Genomic DNA, 15,499 nt, shown 5'->3' on the forward strand with positions numbered 1-15,499 from the left:
AGACCCGGGATCTTCCGGGTCTTTTTTTGTTGCAGGATCTGACGATCATGCTTGTTTATCGTCGGTTTTTCTGTGAGCAAGATCGCAGGTGAAAACGGATACCTTGTACGGTATGTAGCCCGATTTGATCTTGTGGGCAAGATCCTTTGCGCTTTGTTCGTTAAAGTCTCCGCTGACAACGATATCTGCCGAGCTTACAGACTCTCTCGCCACAGTCCCTGCGGCTGTCTTTCCGTCTATCCACAGGGTCAATGTCTTGTCCTGTGAGTCGGAAGCGTTTGCAAAATTAGTGTAAAGCTTTGAGCCTTCAATGTCAAATTTAAGAGTGACTACCCAGTCTTTTCCGCCCTGTCTGAGCTTTGCGGAAGCACCGGAAAGATGCTCGTTGTCAAAAAGTATCTGTCCGTCAGGCTTATCGCCTTTTCGCAACTCCGCCTTGCAGGAAGAGATCATTGCGTTAACGGCTTCCTCGGTGAGACCGGGGGAGTTGTTGAAGTGAAACTCCACGGTCTTGGAAGCCTGGTTATAATTTTTGATCCCGTAAAATGAATTTATACTGGGGTCCAATACAGCCAATGCCTTAACAAGCCGCTTTTCCAACTCGTCCAATGCCTTTTTATAGTCCTCGTCTGTTGATGCTCCTTCGATCTTGAATGCCACATGGCTGTCATACCGGCTTGTGTCCAGAGCTTCATCGACCATCTGACTCTGGGTCATTGAGCTTGACTGCTCGCCGCAGCCTGTGAACAAAAGGGGCAGGCATAGTAATATGCACAATAGTTTTTTCATTCTGTGTCCTTCCTTTCAAATCATCTGACCTGCTGCCGCCTGCTTTATCTCCGCTGCTATCTGCGCAGGGGAAAGAGAACCGTCGACGGTAAGATCAGAGTGCTGCTGATACAGCTTTCTGCGCTGTTCAAATCTGTCTTTTAGCTGCTGCTTTGTGGAATTGTATGCGATGGGTCTGTGGGGATCGTCCTTTATCCGGCTGTAACATGTCTCAAAGTCCGTGTCAATGAAAATGACTGTGCCTGCCTTTTTCGCAGCCTCATAATTCTCCCGGCTGAGCATTGCTCCGCCGCCTGTTGCCACAACGGCGCATCTGCCCTCGAACTGACCGATAGCCTTTTTTTCGCAGCTCCTGAAGTATTGTTCGCCCTTGGTGCTGAAGATCACGGGGATAGACGCTTTTTCCTGCTGCTCGATATATTCGTCAAGGTCCACCATCTCCATGCCCAGCATCTTTGCGGCGACCTTTCCTACGGTGGATTTTCCGCAGCCCATAAATCCGCAGAGAAACACGGTCTTTGTCATTTGAAATCCCTCTCCACTCTTTCATACATCTCGTCGATTATGTCCTGTACCTGTGCGTCGGTGTAACTGTCACCGTCCCATACCTCGTGAGCGGAGACCGCCTGCCACACCAGCATCGCCATGCCTCCCACAGCGGGCTTGCCCATTGCTTTTGCCTTGCGGATAAGCAGCGTTTCCCTGGGGTTGTATATTGCGTCAAAAACAAAGCCTGCGCTTTGTATCACACGGTCTGTGACCACACATTCGTCGCACTTGGGGTACATTCCCACAGGAGTTGCATTTATCATTGTGTCAAACTGCTCCGCCGGGATCTTGTCAAACGTTACGATCTGTACATCTGCCTGCGGCACAAGGGCAAGGATATCTTCCTTTACCTTTTCGGTCTGGGACATGAAGCTTTCAAGCACCGCCATAGTCAGCCTGCCCCCTGCAAGGCAGGTCTCGATCGCCATCATCCTGCCTACGCCCCCTGCTCCCAGGAGCAGGGTATTGCCGCCAAGCCGTCCACCGCTTGCCATTATGGAGCGCAGAAAGCCGTCACAGTCGGTATTGTAGCCCGTTGAGATACCGCTTTTGTTGTCAACGCAGTTTACTGCGCCGTAACGCTTTGCCGAATCGTCAAGCTTATCCATAAAGCTTATGACCGCCTGCTTGTGAGGGATAGTCACGTTGTAGCCTGCAAGCTGTGAAAGCTCGCTCTTTTTCCCCTCAAGCTCCAGTGGTTCGGCTTCGATAAGTCCGTAGCTGAACTCTCTGCCTTTAAGCTCAAAAAGTCTCTGATGTATGGGCGGGGAAAGGGTGTGCCCCAGCTTTCCGCCTAAAAGTGCGTATTTTCGCTGCATATTCTTAAACCTCTATCGTTATTTTTCTGCCGCTGGGAATGTACTGGGTCATCTTTACCCCTGCCATTTCAAACATTTTCATGCTTGCCTTGACACCGTCGGTGCCTGCATACTTGTTCTCGCAGTATATGACCTCGGAAATGCCGCACTGGATTATCGCCTTTGCACACTCGTTGCAGGGGAAAAGTGAAACGTACAGCTTTGAGCCTTTGAGAGATGTCTCACCCCTGTTGAGTATGGCGTTGAGCTCTGCGTGACAGACAAATGCGTACTTTGTGTCCAGCATCTCACCCTCACGTTCCCAGGGCATATCGTCATCGTCACACCCCGACGGCATTCCGTTGTAGCCCACCGAAAGTATCTTGTTATCCTGCGAAACTATGCAGGCGCCTACCTGCGTGTTGGGATCCTTGCTGCGCTGAGCCGCTAATAACGATACCCCCATAAAGTATTCGTCCCAGCTGATGTAGTCCGTCCTTTTCATACCTCTCCTCCTCATATTTTAATTCAGAATTTGCCGCCGCGGCGGCACGCTTGTCCGTCGCATATCGGTTTGAGCAGGCAACGGCTTTCGTGCCGCTCCGGGCTTTCACTTTGTGATAACTGTACAAGAGTAGAGCTGTGTTGTGCAAACCTCGGTAAATCCGCATTTGTTGTGGTATACCTGTCAAGTAACTGTGGGTATTCTCTTGGGAGTGTTTCCTCTCGAACTCTTTTTCTGAACTCTCTAACACTTTTCAGTGACGGGAGCTTGCCTCCCGTTGCTGAAAAGTCATTAAAAGGTTTAGGAAAGGGGTCTGGACGGGATAGAGTAACCGTTACCACGGTTACTCTGAAGAACGGCTATGCCGTTCTTCGACCCTCTCTCCAAAAGGGTTTCCCCCATCTGCTCGACAAGCATACCCCGATAAAATCTGATTTATTATTCAAACGCCTTTTCAAGCGTTTCTACATTCTCTACATTCACGGCTCTCACGCCGTCCAGGGTTTTCTTTACCAGTCCTGTGAGCACCTTGCCGGGTCCCAGCTCTATGTAATCCGTGTAGTCTGCCTGCTGCATCTGCGCCAGCTCGCTTGTGAACTTAACGGGGGAAACGATATGTTTTGCCAGCATTTGCGGCATTGCCGAAAAGTCGGTGAGTTTTTCGCCGAGGACATTGGAGTAAAACTCCTTGCTTGCGGGTTTGAACTCCACACCCTTTGCGAACTCGCCCAGCTTGTCGGCAGCGGACTGCATAAGCTTAGAATGGAATGCGCTGGACACCTTGAGCTTGACCACCTTGACACGCTTTGCGGTGCTGGTTTCGCTTATGAGCTTTGAAGCCGCCTCGGCAGCTGCGCTCTCACCTGCGATTACCGTCTGGACAGGGGAGTTGTAGTTGACGGGGACAACGTAGCCCTCCGTCTTTTCGCAGGCGTCCTCTATCTCCTGCGCCGTAGGTCCTATGATAGCGTACATTGCCCCGTCGCTTTCCTCGGCAGCCTTTTGCATAGCCTCTGCTCTTGCCTTGATAAGCTTGAAACCGTCAGCGACGCTTACCACGCCGGTAGCTACCATTGCAGCGTATTCGCCCAGGGAGTGACCTGCCACGCCGTCAAAACCCAGACCTTTTTCCTTTGCACATTCAAGTGCCATAAGCGAGCAAAGCATGATTGCAGGCTGGGAATTTACCGTCTTGTTCAGCTCCTCCTCGGGACCGCTGAACATTATGCTGCAAATATCGTAGCCGAGCACTTCACAGGCGGTTTTTGCAACAGCCTTTGCGCTGTCGGAGCTGTCATAAAGCTCCTTGCCCATGCCCACGTACTGTGAGCCTTGACCGGAAAACAAAAGCATTGTTTTTGACATGATATTTCTCCTAACATTCTTATTGTTGATTTATGTCTGCCATAATGTAACGGCAGAGAAGTGCAAACTTAAAAACATTTAACTATTGTCGCCGAGTTTTAAATTAGGACATATTTCGTTAATTTTCAGCGGGATTATGTTAAAAAATTCCCCGAAAGTTAAAAAAGGCACGCTGTTGTTCACAATTTGTTATTGACTAAAAAACCAAAAAAGAGTATAATAAATTAGCATTGTTAAGTAGATTATGCCTTGATTTAAGGGCTTGAAATGAATTGATTTTCTTATTTTATCAAATTATCGATCGCCACAAACAGTATAACACATTTTTTTGTGTTTCACAATATATTTTTGCAAAAAAAACGGAGGTAAGTTTAAATTGGCTGAAAACAAAGTATGCGGAGTCAATGTGGTAGGTATCGGAATGCACGTTCCGGAGCTGATCGCAACAAACGAGGATTTCACAAAGATAGTTGAGACCAGCGACGAGTGGATAACTCAGAGAACAGGTATCAAACAGCGTCATATAACAAACGGAGAGCCTACATATCATCTTGGTGCCATGGCGGCTGCAAAGGCGATCGAAAACGCAGGGATAAAGGCGGAGGATATCGGACTTATTATCGCCACAACGGTAACAGCCGATTATTATACACCATCTCTGTCCTGCCTTATCCAGCGTGAGATCGGAGCGACAGGCTCAATGGCGATGGATGTGAACTGTGCCTGCTCGGGCTTTGTTTACGGATTTGATATGGCAAAAAGATACCTTCAGACAGATGACAGCCTGAAATATGTTCTGCTGGTTGCAGCGGAGGAGCTTTCAAAGTTTGTGGATTATACCGACAGGACCACCTGTGTGCTGTTCGGCGACGGCGCAGCGGCATTTGTGCTGGAAAAGAAAGAGAATACACTCTATTCAAGCTTCCTCGGTGCCGACGGAAACGGAGCGCAGTTCCTTGCTGCAAGGGGCTTGAAAGCTGAAAATGCTTTCCGAAAGAACCGGGAGGAATTTGATATGGGTATGCCGCAGACAAAGGAGTATTTCCTTTATCAGAACGGCAAGGAGGTCTATAAGTTCGCAGTAAAGGCACTGCCGGAGGCTGTGGAGAAGGCGTGCGAAAAGATATCGATGCAGCCGGGTGAGCTCAACGCTATCGTTCCCCACCAGGCGAATATAAGAATAATCGAGACCGCAGCCAAAAACCTTGAGGTCGACATGGACAGGTTCCCCATGTATATAGACAAATACGGCAACACATCCTCTGCGTCCATTCCTATCGCATTCTGCGAGGCAGTGAGCGAAGGAAAGATAAAGCGTGGAGATAAGGTTTGCCTTGTAGGCTTTGGCGGAGGTCTGACCTACGGCGCAGCTATCTTTGAGTATTGATAAGTAAAAGGGGAGAGTTGAATGAAAACACAGATAACACAGCTTCTTGGCATAGAGTATCCCATATTCCAGGGAGGTATGGCTTGGATAGCCGAATCCACCCTTGCCGCAGCGGTATCCAACGCAGGAGGACTGGGAATAATCGCAGGAGGCTCTGCACCTATCGACTACCTGCGTGAGCAGATAAGAAGATGCAAATCCCTCACCGATAAGCCTTTCGGCGTGAACATCATGCTCATGTCGCCGAATGCTGAGGAGCTTGCACAGCTCGTTATCGACGAGAAAGTACCCGTTGTAACAACAGGCGCAGGCAATCCGGGAAAATTTATGGCTGCCTGGAAAGAGGCAGGGGTTAAGGTAGTGCCTGTGGTCCCTTCCGTGGCTCTTGCAGTGAGAATGGAAAGAGCAGGCGCTGATGCGGTCATTGCAGAGGGTACCGAGTCAGGCGGACATATCGGCGAAAACACCACCATGTGCCTTGTGCCGCAGGTGGCAGATGCGCTGGATATCCCTGTTATCGCAGCAGGCGGTATTGCAGACGGCAGAGGAGTTGCGGCGTCGTTCATGCTGGGCGCACAGGGCGTACAGGTGGGCACAAGGTTCCTTGCCGCCGAGGAATGTCAGATACACCCCACATATAAAGAGCTTGTGGTCAAGGCAAAGGATACCGACAGCATTGTTACCGGTAGATATACAGGTCATCCGTGCAGGAATGTACGGACAAAGTTCACCAAAAAGCTTGCATCGGGCGAAAAGGACGGCAGCCTTACTCCCGACGAGTTTGAACAGCTGACACTTGGCTCGCTGAGAAAAGCTGTACAGGACGGAAACCTTGAGGAAGGCTCGTTCCTGTGCGGTGCAATAGCAGGAATGATAAAAGAGGTCAAGCCCGCAAAGGAAATAATAGAGGAAATGTTCGCACAGGCAGACAAGCTGCTTGGGAAATAATCATTTTGAGCAGTGTTTGGGTTTAGTGGTGATGAGCTCTCTGTTGGGGGCTTTCCGGTCGCCCCCAAACCCCTTCGGACACATACTTTTAGAAAAATCAAAAATCTTATTTTGGAGGAAATCTAAATGGCAACAGCACTGATAACAGGTTCGGCAAGAGGAATAGGTGCAGCAGTAGCACTGCGTCTTGCTAAGGACGGATATAATATCGCTCTTAATGACATCAGCGAAGCAATGTTTGAAAACAATACTATCATAGACGACATAAAAGCGCTCGGCGTTGAGTGCGAAAAGTATATCTGCGACGTTTCGAATTTCGAGCAGGTAGAAAAGACAGTCAAGGAAATAAAGGAGCGCTTCGGCTCTATCGACGTGCTCGTAAATAACGCAGGCATCACCCGTGACGGACTTATGGCAAGAATGAGCGAGGAGCAGTACGATACCGTTATTGCCGTGAACCAGAAAAGCGTATTCAATATGTGTAAGTTCGTGGGCAATATAATGATGAGACAAAGGTCGGGCAGAATAATAAACCTTGCCTCGGTAGCAGGCGTTTACGGCAACCCGGGACAGATAAACTATTCCGCTTCAAAGGGTGCAATAATCGCCATGACAAAGACCGTTGCCAAGGAGCTTGGCTCAAGAGGGATAACCTGCAACGCCGTGGCACCGGGCTTTATCAAGACACCAATGACCGATAAACTCACCGACGAGCAGAAGAACATGATGCTGGGTCAGATAGCCATGAAACGTTTTGGAGAGGTATCCGACATCGCAGGAGTTATCTCTTTCCTTGCATCAAAGGACGCAGGTTACGTTACCGGACAAGTTATTGAGATATCCGGCGGAATAATGATGTGATAAGGAGCGGACAGATGAGAAGAGTAGTTATTACAGGACTTGGCACCGTGAACCCTCTGGGAAACAACGTGCAGGAGTTCTGGGAGAATATAAAAGCAAATAAGAACGGCATCAGCCTGATAGACCAGTTTGATGTAAGCGATTTTGATGTTAAGTATGTGGGCGCAGTCAAGGGCTTTGACCCCTCGGAGTATATCGACAGGAAAGAAGCAAGAAGAATGGACCGCTTCACACAGTTTGCCGTGTGCTCCACACTCCAGGCTCTGAAAATGGCAGGCACCGACTTCAAGGACCTTGACCCGTACAGAGTAGGCGTTATGATCGGCGTGGGAATAGGCGGACTGCTGCTTACAGAGGCAGAGGTAACCAAATTCAATGAAAAGCCGGATAAGGTGTCTGTGTTCTTTATACCCATGATGATAGCAAATATGGCAGCAGGGACCGTGGCTATGAAAACAGGTTTCAAGGGCGACAACTTCTGCACCACCACAGCTTGCTCCTCAGGCACCCATGCTATCGGAGAGGCTTTCAGAAAGATAAAGGACGGCTATCTTGATGCTGCGATATGCGGCGGCTCGGAAGCCTGCATCTCAAGATTTTCCCTGTCCTCCTTCAACAATATGCACGCCCTTTCAAGAGCAACAGAGCTTGAAAAAGCATCAACACCTTTCGACCTCAACAGACAGGGCTTCGTGCTCGGCGAGGGCTGCGGAATTCTCTGCCTTGAAGAGTATGAGCACGCAAAAGCAAGAGGCGCAAACATCATCGCTGAGATCGCAGGCTACGGCGCAACAGGCGATGCGTTCCATATGACAAGCCCGTCACCCACAGGTGAGGCTGCCGCTCATGCGATGAAAATGGCATACGAGGAGGCAGGTCTGAGACCTGAGGAGGTAAATTATATCAACGCCCACGGCACATCAACAGGGCTGAACGATAAGTACGAAACTATCGCCATAAAGCTTGCTTTGGGCGAGGACAACGCAAGAAAAACAGTCATCAACTCCACCAAGTCCATGACCGGACACCTTCTTGGTGCAGCAGGCGGCATGGAAGCCGTGGTCACAGCACTTTCCGTAAAAGAAGGCTTTGTCCACAGGACCATAAATTATACTACCCCCGACCCCGAGTGCGACCTTGACTACGCCACTGATTCCAACAGAAGTGTGGATATAAAGGGTGCGCTGTCAAACTCTCTGGGCTTTGGCGGACATAACGCAACGATATGCATAAAGAAATATGAAGGATAAGAGGTGTGCATAAATGAGTGAGAAGAATTCCGGTTTTGACCTTGAGACCGTAAAGAAGCTTGCTGATATCGTAAAATCAAACGACCTGGGTGAGATAACCGTAGTGGACGGCGACAAAAGGATAAGCGTAAAGGGAAAGGTCTGCCTTGCAGGCTCAGCTCCGGCTCCTGTCACTGCAGCACCGGCAGCTCCCGCCTCGGCTCCGGCTGTGTCCCGTGAGGAAAAAGCCTCCGGTAACAGCGTAAAAGCACCTATCGTGGGAACGTTCTATTCTGCCCCGTCACCTGATGCAGAGCCTTTTGTTACAGTGGGCAAAACGGTGAAAAAGGGCGACACTATTTTTATCATCGAGTCCATGAAGGTGATGAACGAGGTACTCAGTGAATTTGACGGAGTGGTAAAGGAGATAATGGTAAGCGACGGGGATCCTGTTGACTTTGACCAGACTGTGATGGTGATCGGATAATGAACAGTGAAGTAAAAAAGAAAACGACCACCTGCTTACTGCTCTGGGGATTGTTCGTGCTGATAAAGTGGGTAATGCTGCTCAGCCCGTCATCTATATTCTATAAGCTCAGCCCTCTGTCGGTGGTCATGAACGACGCAGACAAGGACTATAATGTATCGGGCTGGATCTCCCTTGGCATCGAGACTGCCCTTATAGCGGCATTTTTACTTCTCAGAGTGAAAAAGATAAACATTCTTTATATCCTCTGCACCGTGTATTCGTTTTTGTATATCCCGTCCATAGGATACTGGATATTCAAGCTTGAATTTGAAGCGTGGCGCTATGTTATGTTTTTGCCGGCAGTGGTTTGCTGCGTGATGATGATAACCTATTTTGCGGAATATGCAAAAATGCCCAAGCTTAAAAAGCCGGTAAAGGATAAAGCAAAGCAAAGCGGCGAGGAAGAGGATACACAAACCGAAAACGAGGACGAAAACAGCTCCGAACGAGCGGAGCAGGAAACACAGGAGCAGGAATAATGGCAGTAGTAATGAATAAAGAGCAGATAATGGAGGTCATACCCCACCGTGACCCGTTTCTGCTGATAGACGAGATAAACGAGCTTGAAGTGGGCAAGCGTGTAAAGGCGACCAAGTACATAAAGGCTGACGATTTCTGGTTCAAGGGACATTTCCCACAGTACCCCGTGACACCGGGCGTGCTTATGGTGGAGATGTGTGCACAGGCAGGCGCAGTAGCTCTGCTGTCGCTGCCGGAGAACAAGGGAAAGATAGGCTTTTTCGGCGGGATAAACAACTGCAAGTTCAGACAGCAGGTGCTGCCGGGCGACACTCTTGAAATAGAGGTCGAGATACTCAAAGTCAAAGGACCTATCGGCGTGGGCAAGGCTGTTGCTACCGTCGGCGGCAAGAAAGCAGTTTCAGCGGAGATTACCTTTGCTATAAAGTAAGTTCTGCCGCAGCGTATTCGGTGAATAGTTGGGGACAACTCTTTTGGAGAAGAGTTTTCCCCAAACCCCTTTCAGAAACCTTTTAATGATTTTTATCTATCGGGAACAAGTCCCCGATAGATAAAAATGACTGAGAGATGCCTAAAAGAGTTCAGAGAGAATTCTTTTCAGAAGAACTATCCTCAGCTGTTCAGCGAGTATGCTGTGATAAGACTTATTTCATAACAAAACTAATGCACTACAAAAACTAAGATAAAGGTGTAAACTATGTTCAAGAAAGTCCTTATCGCCAACCGTGGCGAAATAGCTGTGAGAATAATCCGTGCCTGCCGTGAGCTTGGCATTCAGACCGTCGCTGTCTATTCGACTGCCGACAAGAATGCCCTGCACACGATGATAGCAGACGAGGCTGTCTGCATCGGTCCTGCCCCCAGCAAGGACAGCTACCTGAATATGAAGGCTATAATCGCAGCCTGCGAGATAACCGGTGCGGACGCTGTTCACCCGGGCTTTGGCTTTTTGTCCGAGAACCCTTCCTTTGCACGCACCTGCGAAAAGTGCGGCATAACCTTTATAGGTCCTCGTGCACCTTCTATCGAGATGCTCGGCGATAAAGCACAGGCAAAGGAAACGATGAAGGAAAACGGTGTGCCTGTTATAATGGGCTCTGACGGAGCTATCTCAAATATCCACGCTGCCCATACCCTGGCAAAGGAGCTGGGGTATCCTGTGCTGATAAAGGCTTCCGCAGGCGGCGGCGGTCGTGGCATAAGGATAGTTAATGACGACAGCGAGCTTGAAAAGCAGATGACTGCCGCAAAGCAGGAGGCACTTACCTGCTTCGGGAACGACGAGGTCTATATGGAAAAATTCATCGTCAACCCCAAGCATATCGAGATACAGATACTTGCCGACAACTACGGCGATGTGATATACTTAGGTGAGCGTGACTGCTCCATGCAGCGCAGGAATCAGAAGGTGCTTGAAGAAGCTCCGTCCCCTGCAAGCTTTATGACACCACAGCTGCGGGAGAAAATGGGTAAGGCAGCCTGCACCGCCGCAAGAGCCTGCGGTTACCGCAATGCAGGTACCATCGAATTTCTTGTGGATAAGGACGGCAATTTTTACTTTATGGAAATGAATACCCGCATACAGGTGGAGCACCCTATTACCGAGCAGGTGACGGGCATAGACCTGGTAAAGCAGCAGCTGCTTATCGCACAGGGCGAGCATCTGAGCATCAGGCAGGAGGACGTGCAGATAAAAGGTCATGCCATCGAGTGCAGGATAAATGCCGAGAATCCCGAGCAGGGCTTCAGACCTTCCCCGGGTACCATAAGGTCGCTGTTTATCCCCGGAGGCTTCGGGATAAGGGTGGATACAGCAGTGTATCAGGGATACGATATCCCGCCGTATTACGATTCCATGATAGGAAAGCTGATAGTCTACGGCAAGGACAGACAGGAAGCTATTGCAAAGATGAGATGGGCGCTGAGCGAGTTTATCGTTGAAGGCGTCAGCACAAATGTTGACTTCCAGCTCAAACTTATCAGAACACCGGAATTTACAGACGGCAGCTACGATAACGGTTTTCTCAACCGTACAGACATTCTAAAACGATCAGGAGAGGAGTAATAGCTGATGCTTGAGGATCTTTTTTCAATGGTCAAGGTCAGGTTCAACGGCGACAAGACAGATGACGACACGAAAAAGACCGATATACCCAAGGGCTTGCTGTTCAAGTGCCCAAGGTGCAGAAACGTTACCTTTTCCGACGAGTTCAACAAAAACGGCAAGGTCTGCCCTGCCTGCAACTACCATTCAAGGCTCAGCGCAAGGGAAAGGCTGGATATAACCGTTGACAAGGGAAGCTTCAGGGAGTTCGACAGATATATGATATCCGCAAACCCCATAAATTTCCCCGATTATGAGCAGAAACAGATAGCCATGCGTGAGAAAACAGGTCTTAAAGATGCCGTTCTCACAGGCAGGGCTAAGATATACAATAAGGATACCGTTATAATAGTAATGGACTCAAACTTTATGATGGCATCTATGGGAAGCGTGGTGGGCGAGAAAATAACCCGTGCCTTTGAGTATGCCACAGCCCATAAGCTGCCTGTTATCGCTTTTACCGCCTCGGGAGGCGCAAGAATGCAGGAGGGCATCGTTTCCCTTATGCAGATGGCAAAGACCAGCGGCGCCGTGGCAAGACATAACCAGGCAGGACAGCTTTATATTGCCGTTATGACAGACCCTACCACAGGCGGCGTGACAGCGTCCTTTGCATCTTTGGGAGATATTATTATCGCCGAGCCAAAGGTGCTTATCGGCTTTGCAGGAAGGCGTGTTATCGAGGGAACTATAAACCAGAAGCTCCCCGACGACTTCCAGTCCGCAGAGTTTATGCTGGAAAACGGATTTGTGGATATGATAGTTGAAAGAAAAAGAATGAGAAGAGTGCTTTCGCATATACTGAGAATGCATAACTATACAGGGGAGGTGGCTGCCAGATGAGCGAGCTTACAGCCAGCCAGCGCCTGGATATTATAAGACATAAGGGCAGACCTACCGTAAACGACTATATTCCCCGTATCTTTGACAGGTTCATGGAGATGCACGGAGACAGGCTCTACGGCGACGACGGAGCTGTCATGGGCGGTATTGCCTATTTTAAAGGCACCCCGGTCACGGTCATTGCCCAGGTAAAGGGCAGAGATCTTGCGGAAAACCAGAAATGCAACTTCGGAATGCCTCACCCGGAAGGCTACCGCAAAGCCCTCAGACTTGCCAAGCAGGCGGAAAAGTTCCACCGACCGGTCATCTGTCTTGTGGACACCGCAGGTGCATTCTGCGGAGTGGATGCGGAAAAAAGAGGACAGGGCGAAGCGATCGCCAAGAACCTTATGGAGTTCATGACGCTGAGGACACCCATAATCTCTATCGTACTGGGCGAGGGAGGCTCGGGAGGTGCGCTGGCACTTGCCGTGTGCGACGAGCTTGCAATGCTGGAAAACGCTATCTATTCCGTGATCTCGCCAAGAGGCTTTGCAAGCATTCTGTGGAAGGACCCATCAAGAGAGCGTGAAGCCTGCGATATAATGAAAATAACCGCAAAGGATCTTACCAGACTGGGCGTGTGCGATGCCGTTATCCCGGAGGCTCCGGGAGGTGCCCATAACGACCCTAATATGACAGCAAACAACATCAGCGACTATATTTCCAAAGCACTTGAAAGAAAATTGAAAAAAGGGCTTGACGAATTGGTAAATGAACGCTATAATAAGTTTAGAATTGTGGGAGAGTTCAAAGAATCCCCACGATCGGCAATAACAGGATAAAGGGACAAAGCCCCGAGGATCCTGCGAAACTTGAAATGGAGGAATTAAAAATGGTATTTGATAAGGTAAAGAGCATTATCGTTGATCAGCTTGATGCTGACGAGGCAGAGGTAACAATGGACGCTACTATCCAGGACGATCTGGGTGCAGATTCTCTGGACGTTGTGGATCTGGTAATGAGCATCGAGGAGAGCTTTGATATCGAAATCCCTGATGAAGAGGTCGAGGGTATCAAGACCGTAGGCGATATCGTTAAGTATATCGAGTCCAAGACCGAGGAATAATATGATATTAAGATCCCCCGACAGCATCGGGGGTATTTTTTTTGCGCCATTTTGGGGATAAAAAAAGAAAAATAAGATATTTTTTCATAAGCGGTAGACAAACGGGAGAAAATGTGGTATAATTACCACAATAACAGCAGTATGCAAAATCTATCGAAAGGACAAAAATAACGATGATGCACGAAAAATCCTGTGGTGCCATTGTTTATAGAAAATATCACGGCAACACAGAAATCCTGTTGATCAAGCATATTAACAGTGGGCATTGGTCGTTCCCCAAGGGTCATGTTGAAGAGGGCGAGACCGAGGAGGAGACCGCCAAGAGAGAGATAATGGAGGAAACGGGTATTGACGTAAATCTGGATACTACATTCAGGGAGATCGTTACTTATTCACCTAAAAAGGATACTCAGAAAAATGTGGTCTACTTTATCGGCAGAGCAAAAAATACCGATTATCACCCACAGGAGGACGAGATAGCGGAGATAAAGTGGGTGGAGATAGGTCTGGCAGGGAAAGTGCTTGCCTATGAAAATGACCGCAGTATCGTAAATAAGGCAAAGAAATTTATTATCTGATGACTGTTTTGTGCTTGATAAAGCTTTCCGACATAAGGAGGAGGGCTTTTTCTTTTTGCTTATAAAAATTCACCGGCGAAGATAGGGTTTGTAAATTTTAAATGAATAAAATGAAAGACTTATTATATATTCTGTGATTTTGCACAATAAGGTTTTTTCGGCTATTTAAGGGGAAAATCATGTGCTTTGACAGCGCATAAAGACGCAAAACGGACGATTTGTTATAAATATTCTGTGAATAAGCACAAATAATTTGCACGGCTTTTTGCATATTTTTATGTAAAGCTACAAATATATCCGTATAGTTTGACAAAAGTGCGTAAATAGGATATAATATGACCATAGAAAAGATCCAACCAAGTAAAAAAACGGAGGTAATCAAAATGACAAAGGCAGAATTACTCAGTGCTATTGCTAAGAAGGGCGGCTATACAAAGAAGGACGCAGAAAAGGCTCTTGAGGCAGTTATCGGCACAGTAACAGACACACTGGCAAAGGGCGAGAAGGTTTCCATTTCCGGCTTCGGTTCTTTTGAAGTAAGACAGAGAGCTGCTAAGGATTCCATCAACCCACAGACCAAGAAGAAGATCCACATTGCAGCTAAGAAGGTTCCTGCATTCAAGGCAGGCAAGGCTCTTAAGGAAGTTGTAAACAAGTAATCTACTAATTGAGATAAGGAGTGTATTAACAATGGCAGTTAAGAAGACAGATGCAGCAAAGGTTGAGAAGAAGGTTGAAGAGGTAAAGGCAGCTGAGAAGAAGGCTCCTGCAAAGGCAGCAGCTAAGAAGGCTCCCGCAAAGGCAGCAGCTAAGAAGCCCGCAGCTAAGAAGGCTCCTGCAAAGAAGGCAGCAGCTAAGAAGCCCGCAGGCGACAACGTTGTTCTTCAGTACAACGGCAAGGACATTGAGATGAAGGCACTTGTTGAGGCTTGCAAGGCTGATTACAAGGCAAAGGGACATAAGAGCGCAAGCAACGTATGCGTATATGTAAAGCCTGAGGACAATGCAGCTTACTACACCGTAAACGGCAAGGGCGCAGAGGACTTCAAGGTTGAGCTTTGATCCCAACTGATCGCACAGCATAATAAAGACCGTCATTTTGAAATGCTCCCCTTTTGTTAGACAATGTGGTATAATAAAAATATACCAATTAGAAATCTAACGAAAGGGGGCATTTTTATGCCTAAAGGAAAACCAAATAAGCGATACACACCGGAATTCAAAATCAAGGTTGTTGAAACGATGCACAAAGAAAAGTTGAGCCACAGGGAAGCAGCACGGGAATTCGATGTGAGTAATCATAATAGAGTCTCAGACTGGGAGCGCATCTATCTTGAAGAAGGCAAAGAAGGTTTTTATGTTGAGCGCCGAGGACGCAAGTCGACAGGCCGTCCTACAAAGCTAAAAAAGGAAGTCCAAGAAGATCT

The 15,499-nt window shown here is 48.3% G+C and carries 20 protein-coding genes; 15 read left to right on the plus strand and 5 right to left on the minus strand.

What is annotated here, in order from left to right:
* Window positions 1-45: 45 nt before the first annotated feature.
* The 5 genes from T494_RS0102385 to fabD all read right to left on the minus strand — a co-directional run bounded on the left by T494_RS0102385 (window position 46) and on the right by fabD (window position 4,005).
* Window positions 46-789, minus strand: a complete 744-nt coding sequence (locus T494_RS0102385) for a hypothetical protein (protein ID WP_037343649.1) — start codon at window positions 787-789, stop codon at window positions 46-48.
* A gap of 15 nt (window positions 790-804) precedes the next feature.
* A complete protein-coding gene (locus tag T494_RS0102390) occupies window positions 805-1,314 on the minus strand; it encodes a shikimate kinase (RefSeq protein WP_028504908.1) in 510 nt (169 codons plus the stop codon).
* On the minus strand, window positions 1,311-2,156 hold the full coding sequence (locus T494_RS12055) for a shikimate dehydrogenase (protein ID WP_037343651.1): 846 nt from the start codon (window positions 2,154-2,156) through the stop codon (window positions 1,311-1,313). Before T494_RS12055 ends, T494_RS0102390 begins: the two co-directional genes overlap by 4 nt.
* A 4-nt stretch (window positions 2,157-2,160) precedes the next feature.
* Window positions 2,161-2,640, minus strand: a complete 480-nt coding sequence (locus T494_RS0102400; RefSeq protein ID WP_028504909.1) for a dCMP deaminase family protein — start codon at window positions 2,638-2,640, stop codon at window positions 2,161-2,163.
* A gap of 438 nt (window positions 2,641-3,078) precedes the next feature.
* Window positions 3,079-4,005 carry an ACP S-malonyltransferase gene (gene fabD, locus T494_RS0102405; RefSeq protein WP_028504910.1) on the minus strand — a complete coding sequence of 309 codons (927 nt, stop codon included), beginning with the start codon at window positions 4,003-4,005 and terminating at the stop codon, window positions 3,079-3,081.
* Window positions 4,006-4,381: 376 nt separating this feature from the next.
* Between fabD and T494_RS0102410 the strand changes: the two genes are divergently transcribed.
* The 15 genes from T494_RS0102410 to T494_RS0102480 all read left to right on the plus strand — a co-directional run.
* Window positions 4,382-5,392, plus strand: coding sequence for a beta-ketoacyl-ACP synthase III (locus tag T494_RS0102410; RefSeq protein ID WP_028504911.1), 1,011 nt, complete (start codon window positions 4,382-4,384; stop codon window positions 5,390-5,392).
* 21 nt (window positions 5,393-5,413) lie between these two features.
* Window positions 5,414-6,340 carry an enoyl-[acyl-carrier-protein] reductase FabK gene (gene fabK, locus T494_RS0102415; RefSeq protein WP_028504912.1) on the plus strand — a complete coding sequence of 309 codons (927 nt, stop codon included), beginning with the start codon at window positions 5,414-5,416 and terminating at the stop codon, window positions 6,338-6,340.
* 126 nt (window positions 6,341-6,466) lie between these two features.
* Window positions 6,467-7,201, plus strand: a complete 735-nt coding sequence (gene fabG, locus T494_RS0102420) for a 3-oxoacyl-[acyl-carrier-protein] reductase (protein WP_028504913.1) — start codon at window positions 6,467-6,469, stop codon at window positions 7,199-7,201.
* Between the two features lie 14 nt (window positions 7,202-7,215).
* Window positions 7,216-8,451 (plus strand): beta-ketoacyl-ACP synthase II, encoded by a 1,236-nt coding sequence (fabF, locus tag T494_RS0102425; protein ID WP_028504914.1) that lies wholly within the window; start codon window positions 7,216-7,218, stop codon window positions 8,449-8,451.
* Between the two features lie 13 nt (window positions 8,452-8,464).
* Window positions 8,465-8,917, plus strand: coding sequence for an acetyl-CoA carboxylase biotin carboxyl carrier protein (gene accB / locus T494_RS0102430; protein ID WP_028504915.1), 453 nt, complete (start codon window positions 8,465-8,467; stop codon window positions 8,915-8,917).
* Complete coding sequence (locus T494_RS0102435) at window positions 8,917-9,438, plus strand: hypothetical protein (RefSeq protein WP_028504916.1); 522 nt, start codon at window positions 8,917-8,919, stop codon at window positions 9,436-9,438. Before accB ends, T494_RS0102435 begins: the two co-directional genes overlap by 1 nt.
* Window positions 9,438-9,869, plus strand: a complete 432-nt coding sequence (fabZ, locus tag T494_RS0102440; protein ID WP_028504917.1) for a 3-hydroxyacyl-ACP dehydratase FabZ — start codon at window positions 9,438-9,440, stop codon at window positions 9,867-9,869. Before T494_RS0102435 ends, fabZ begins: the two co-directional genes overlap by 1 nt.
* A 267-nt stretch (window positions 9,870-10,136) precedes the next feature.
* The gene (locus tag T494_RS0102445) at window positions 10,137-11,504 is read left to right on the plus strand and encodes an acetyl-CoA carboxylase biotin carboxylase subunit (RefSeq protein ID WP_028504918.1); all 1,368 of its coding nucleotides are present in this window, start codon (window positions 10,137-10,139) and stop codon (window positions 11,502-11,504) included.
* Between the two features lie 27 nt (window positions 11,505-11,531).
* Complete coding sequence (gene accD, locus T494_RS0102450; protein WP_028504919.1) at window positions 11,532-12,386, plus strand: acetyl-CoA carboxylase, carboxyltransferase subunit beta; 855 nt, start codon at window positions 11,532-11,534, stop codon at window positions 12,384-12,386.
* On the plus strand, window positions 12,383-13,210 hold the full coding sequence (locus T494_RS0102455) for an acetyl-CoA carboxylase carboxyltransferase subunit alpha (RefSeq protein ID WP_028504920.1): 828 nt from the start codon (window positions 12,383-12,385) through the stop codon (window positions 13,208-13,210). Before accD ends, T494_RS0102455 begins: the two co-directional genes overlap by 4 nt.
* Window positions 13,211-13,260: 50 nt before the next feature.
* Complete coding sequence (gene acpP, locus T494_RS0102460) at window positions 13,261-13,494, plus strand: acyl carrier protein (protein ID WP_028504921.1); 234 nt, start codon at window positions 13,261-13,263, stop codon at window positions 13,492-13,494.
* Window positions 13,495-13,667: 173 nt separating this feature from the next.
* On the plus strand, window positions 13,668-14,072 hold the full coding sequence (locus tag T494_RS0102465) for an NUDIX domain-containing protein (RefSeq protein ID WP_028504922.1): 405 nt from the start codon (window positions 13,668-13,670) through the stop codon (window positions 14,070-14,072).
* Between the two features lie 383 nt (window positions 14,073-14,455).
* On the plus strand, window positions 14,456-14,731 hold the full coding sequence (locus T494_RS0102470; protein ID WP_028504923.1) for an HU family DNA-binding protein: 276 nt from the start codon (window positions 14,456-14,458) through the stop codon (window positions 14,729-14,731).
* 31 nt (window positions 14,732-14,762) lie between these two features.
* A complete protein-coding gene (locus tag T494_RS0102475) occupies window positions 14,763-15,134 on the plus strand; it encodes a DUF6465 family protein (protein WP_028504924.1) in 372 nt (123 codons plus the stop codon).
* 117 nt (window positions 15,135-15,251) lie between these two features.
* Window positions 15,252-15,499 (plus strand): transposase (locus T494_RS0102480; RefSeq protein WP_028504742.1); only part of this gene is annotated, 248 nt, incomplete at its 3' end.

It is taken from the genome of Ruminococcus sp. FC2018 (genome assembly GCF_000621805.1).
Taxonomy (GTDB): Bacteria; Bacillota; Clostridia; order Oscillospirales; family Ruminococcaceae; genus Hominimerdicola.

Coding starts and splice junctions, on each gene's coding strand:
- T494_RS0102385 (WP_037343649.1), bottom strand. CDS start 789: ATGAAAAAACTATTGTGCATATTACTATGCCTGCCCCTTTTGTTCACA.
- T494_RS0102390 (WP_028504908.1), bottom strand. CDS start 1,314: ATGACAAAGACCGTGTTTCTCTGCGGATTTATGGGCTGCGGAAAATCC.
- T494_RS12055 (WP_037343651.1), bottom strand. CDS start 2,156: ATGCAGCGAAAATACGCACTTTTAGGCGGAAAGCTGGGGCACACCCTT.
- T494_RS0102400 (WP_028504909.1), bottom strand. CDS start 2,640: ATGAAAAGGACGGACTACATCAGCTGGGACGAATACTTTATGGGGGTA.
- fabD (WP_028504910.1), bottom strand. CDS start 4,005: ATGTCAAAAACAATGCTTTTGTTTTCCGGTCAAGGCTCACAGTACGTG.
- fabK (WP_028504912.1), top strand. CDS start 5,414: ATGAAAACACAGATAACACAGCTTCTTGGCATAGAGTATCCCATATTC.
- fabG (WP_028504913.1), top strand. CDS start 6,467: ATGGCAACAGCACTGATAACAGGTTCGGCAAGAGGAATAGGTGCAGCA.
- fabF (WP_028504914.1), top strand. CDS start 7,216: ATGAGAAGAGTAGTTATTACAGGACTTGGCACCGTGAACCCTCTGGGA.
- accB (WP_028504915.1), top strand. CDS start 8,465: ATGAGTGAGAAGAATTCCGGTTTTGACCTTGAGACCGTAAAGAAGCTT.
- T494_RS0102435 (WP_028504916.1), top strand. CDS start 8,917: ATGAACAGTGAAGTAAAAAAGAAAACGACCACCTGCTTACTGCTCTGG.
- fabZ (WP_028504917.1), top strand. CDS start 9,438: ATGGCAGTAGTAATGAATAAAGAGCAGATAATGGAGGTCATACCCCAC.
- T494_RS0102445 (WP_028504918.1), top strand. CDS start 10,137: ATGTTCAAGAAAGTCCTTATCGCCAACCGTGGCGAAATAGCTGTGAGA.
- accD (WP_028504919.1), top strand. CDS start 11,532: ATGGTCAAGGTCAGGTTCAACGGCGACAAGACAGATGACGACACGAAA.
- T494_RS0102455 (WP_028504920.1), top strand. CDS start 12,383: ATGAGCGAGCTTACAGCCAGCCAGCGCCTGGATATTATAAGACATAAG.
- acpP (WP_028504921.1), top strand. CDS start 13,261: ATGGTATTTGATAAGGTAAAGAGCATTATCGTTGATCAGCTTGATGCT.
- T494_RS0102465 (WP_028504922.1), top strand. CDS start 13,668: ATGATGCACGAAAAATCCTGTGGTGCCATTGTTTATAGAAAATATCAC.
- T494_RS0102470 (WP_028504923.1), top strand. CDS start 14,456: ATGACAAAGGCAGAATTACTCAGTGCTATTGCTAAGAAGGGCGGCTAT.
- T494_RS0102475 (WP_028504924.1), top strand. CDS start 14,763: ATGGCAGTTAAGAAGACAGATGCAGCAAAGGTTGAGAAGAAGGTTGAA.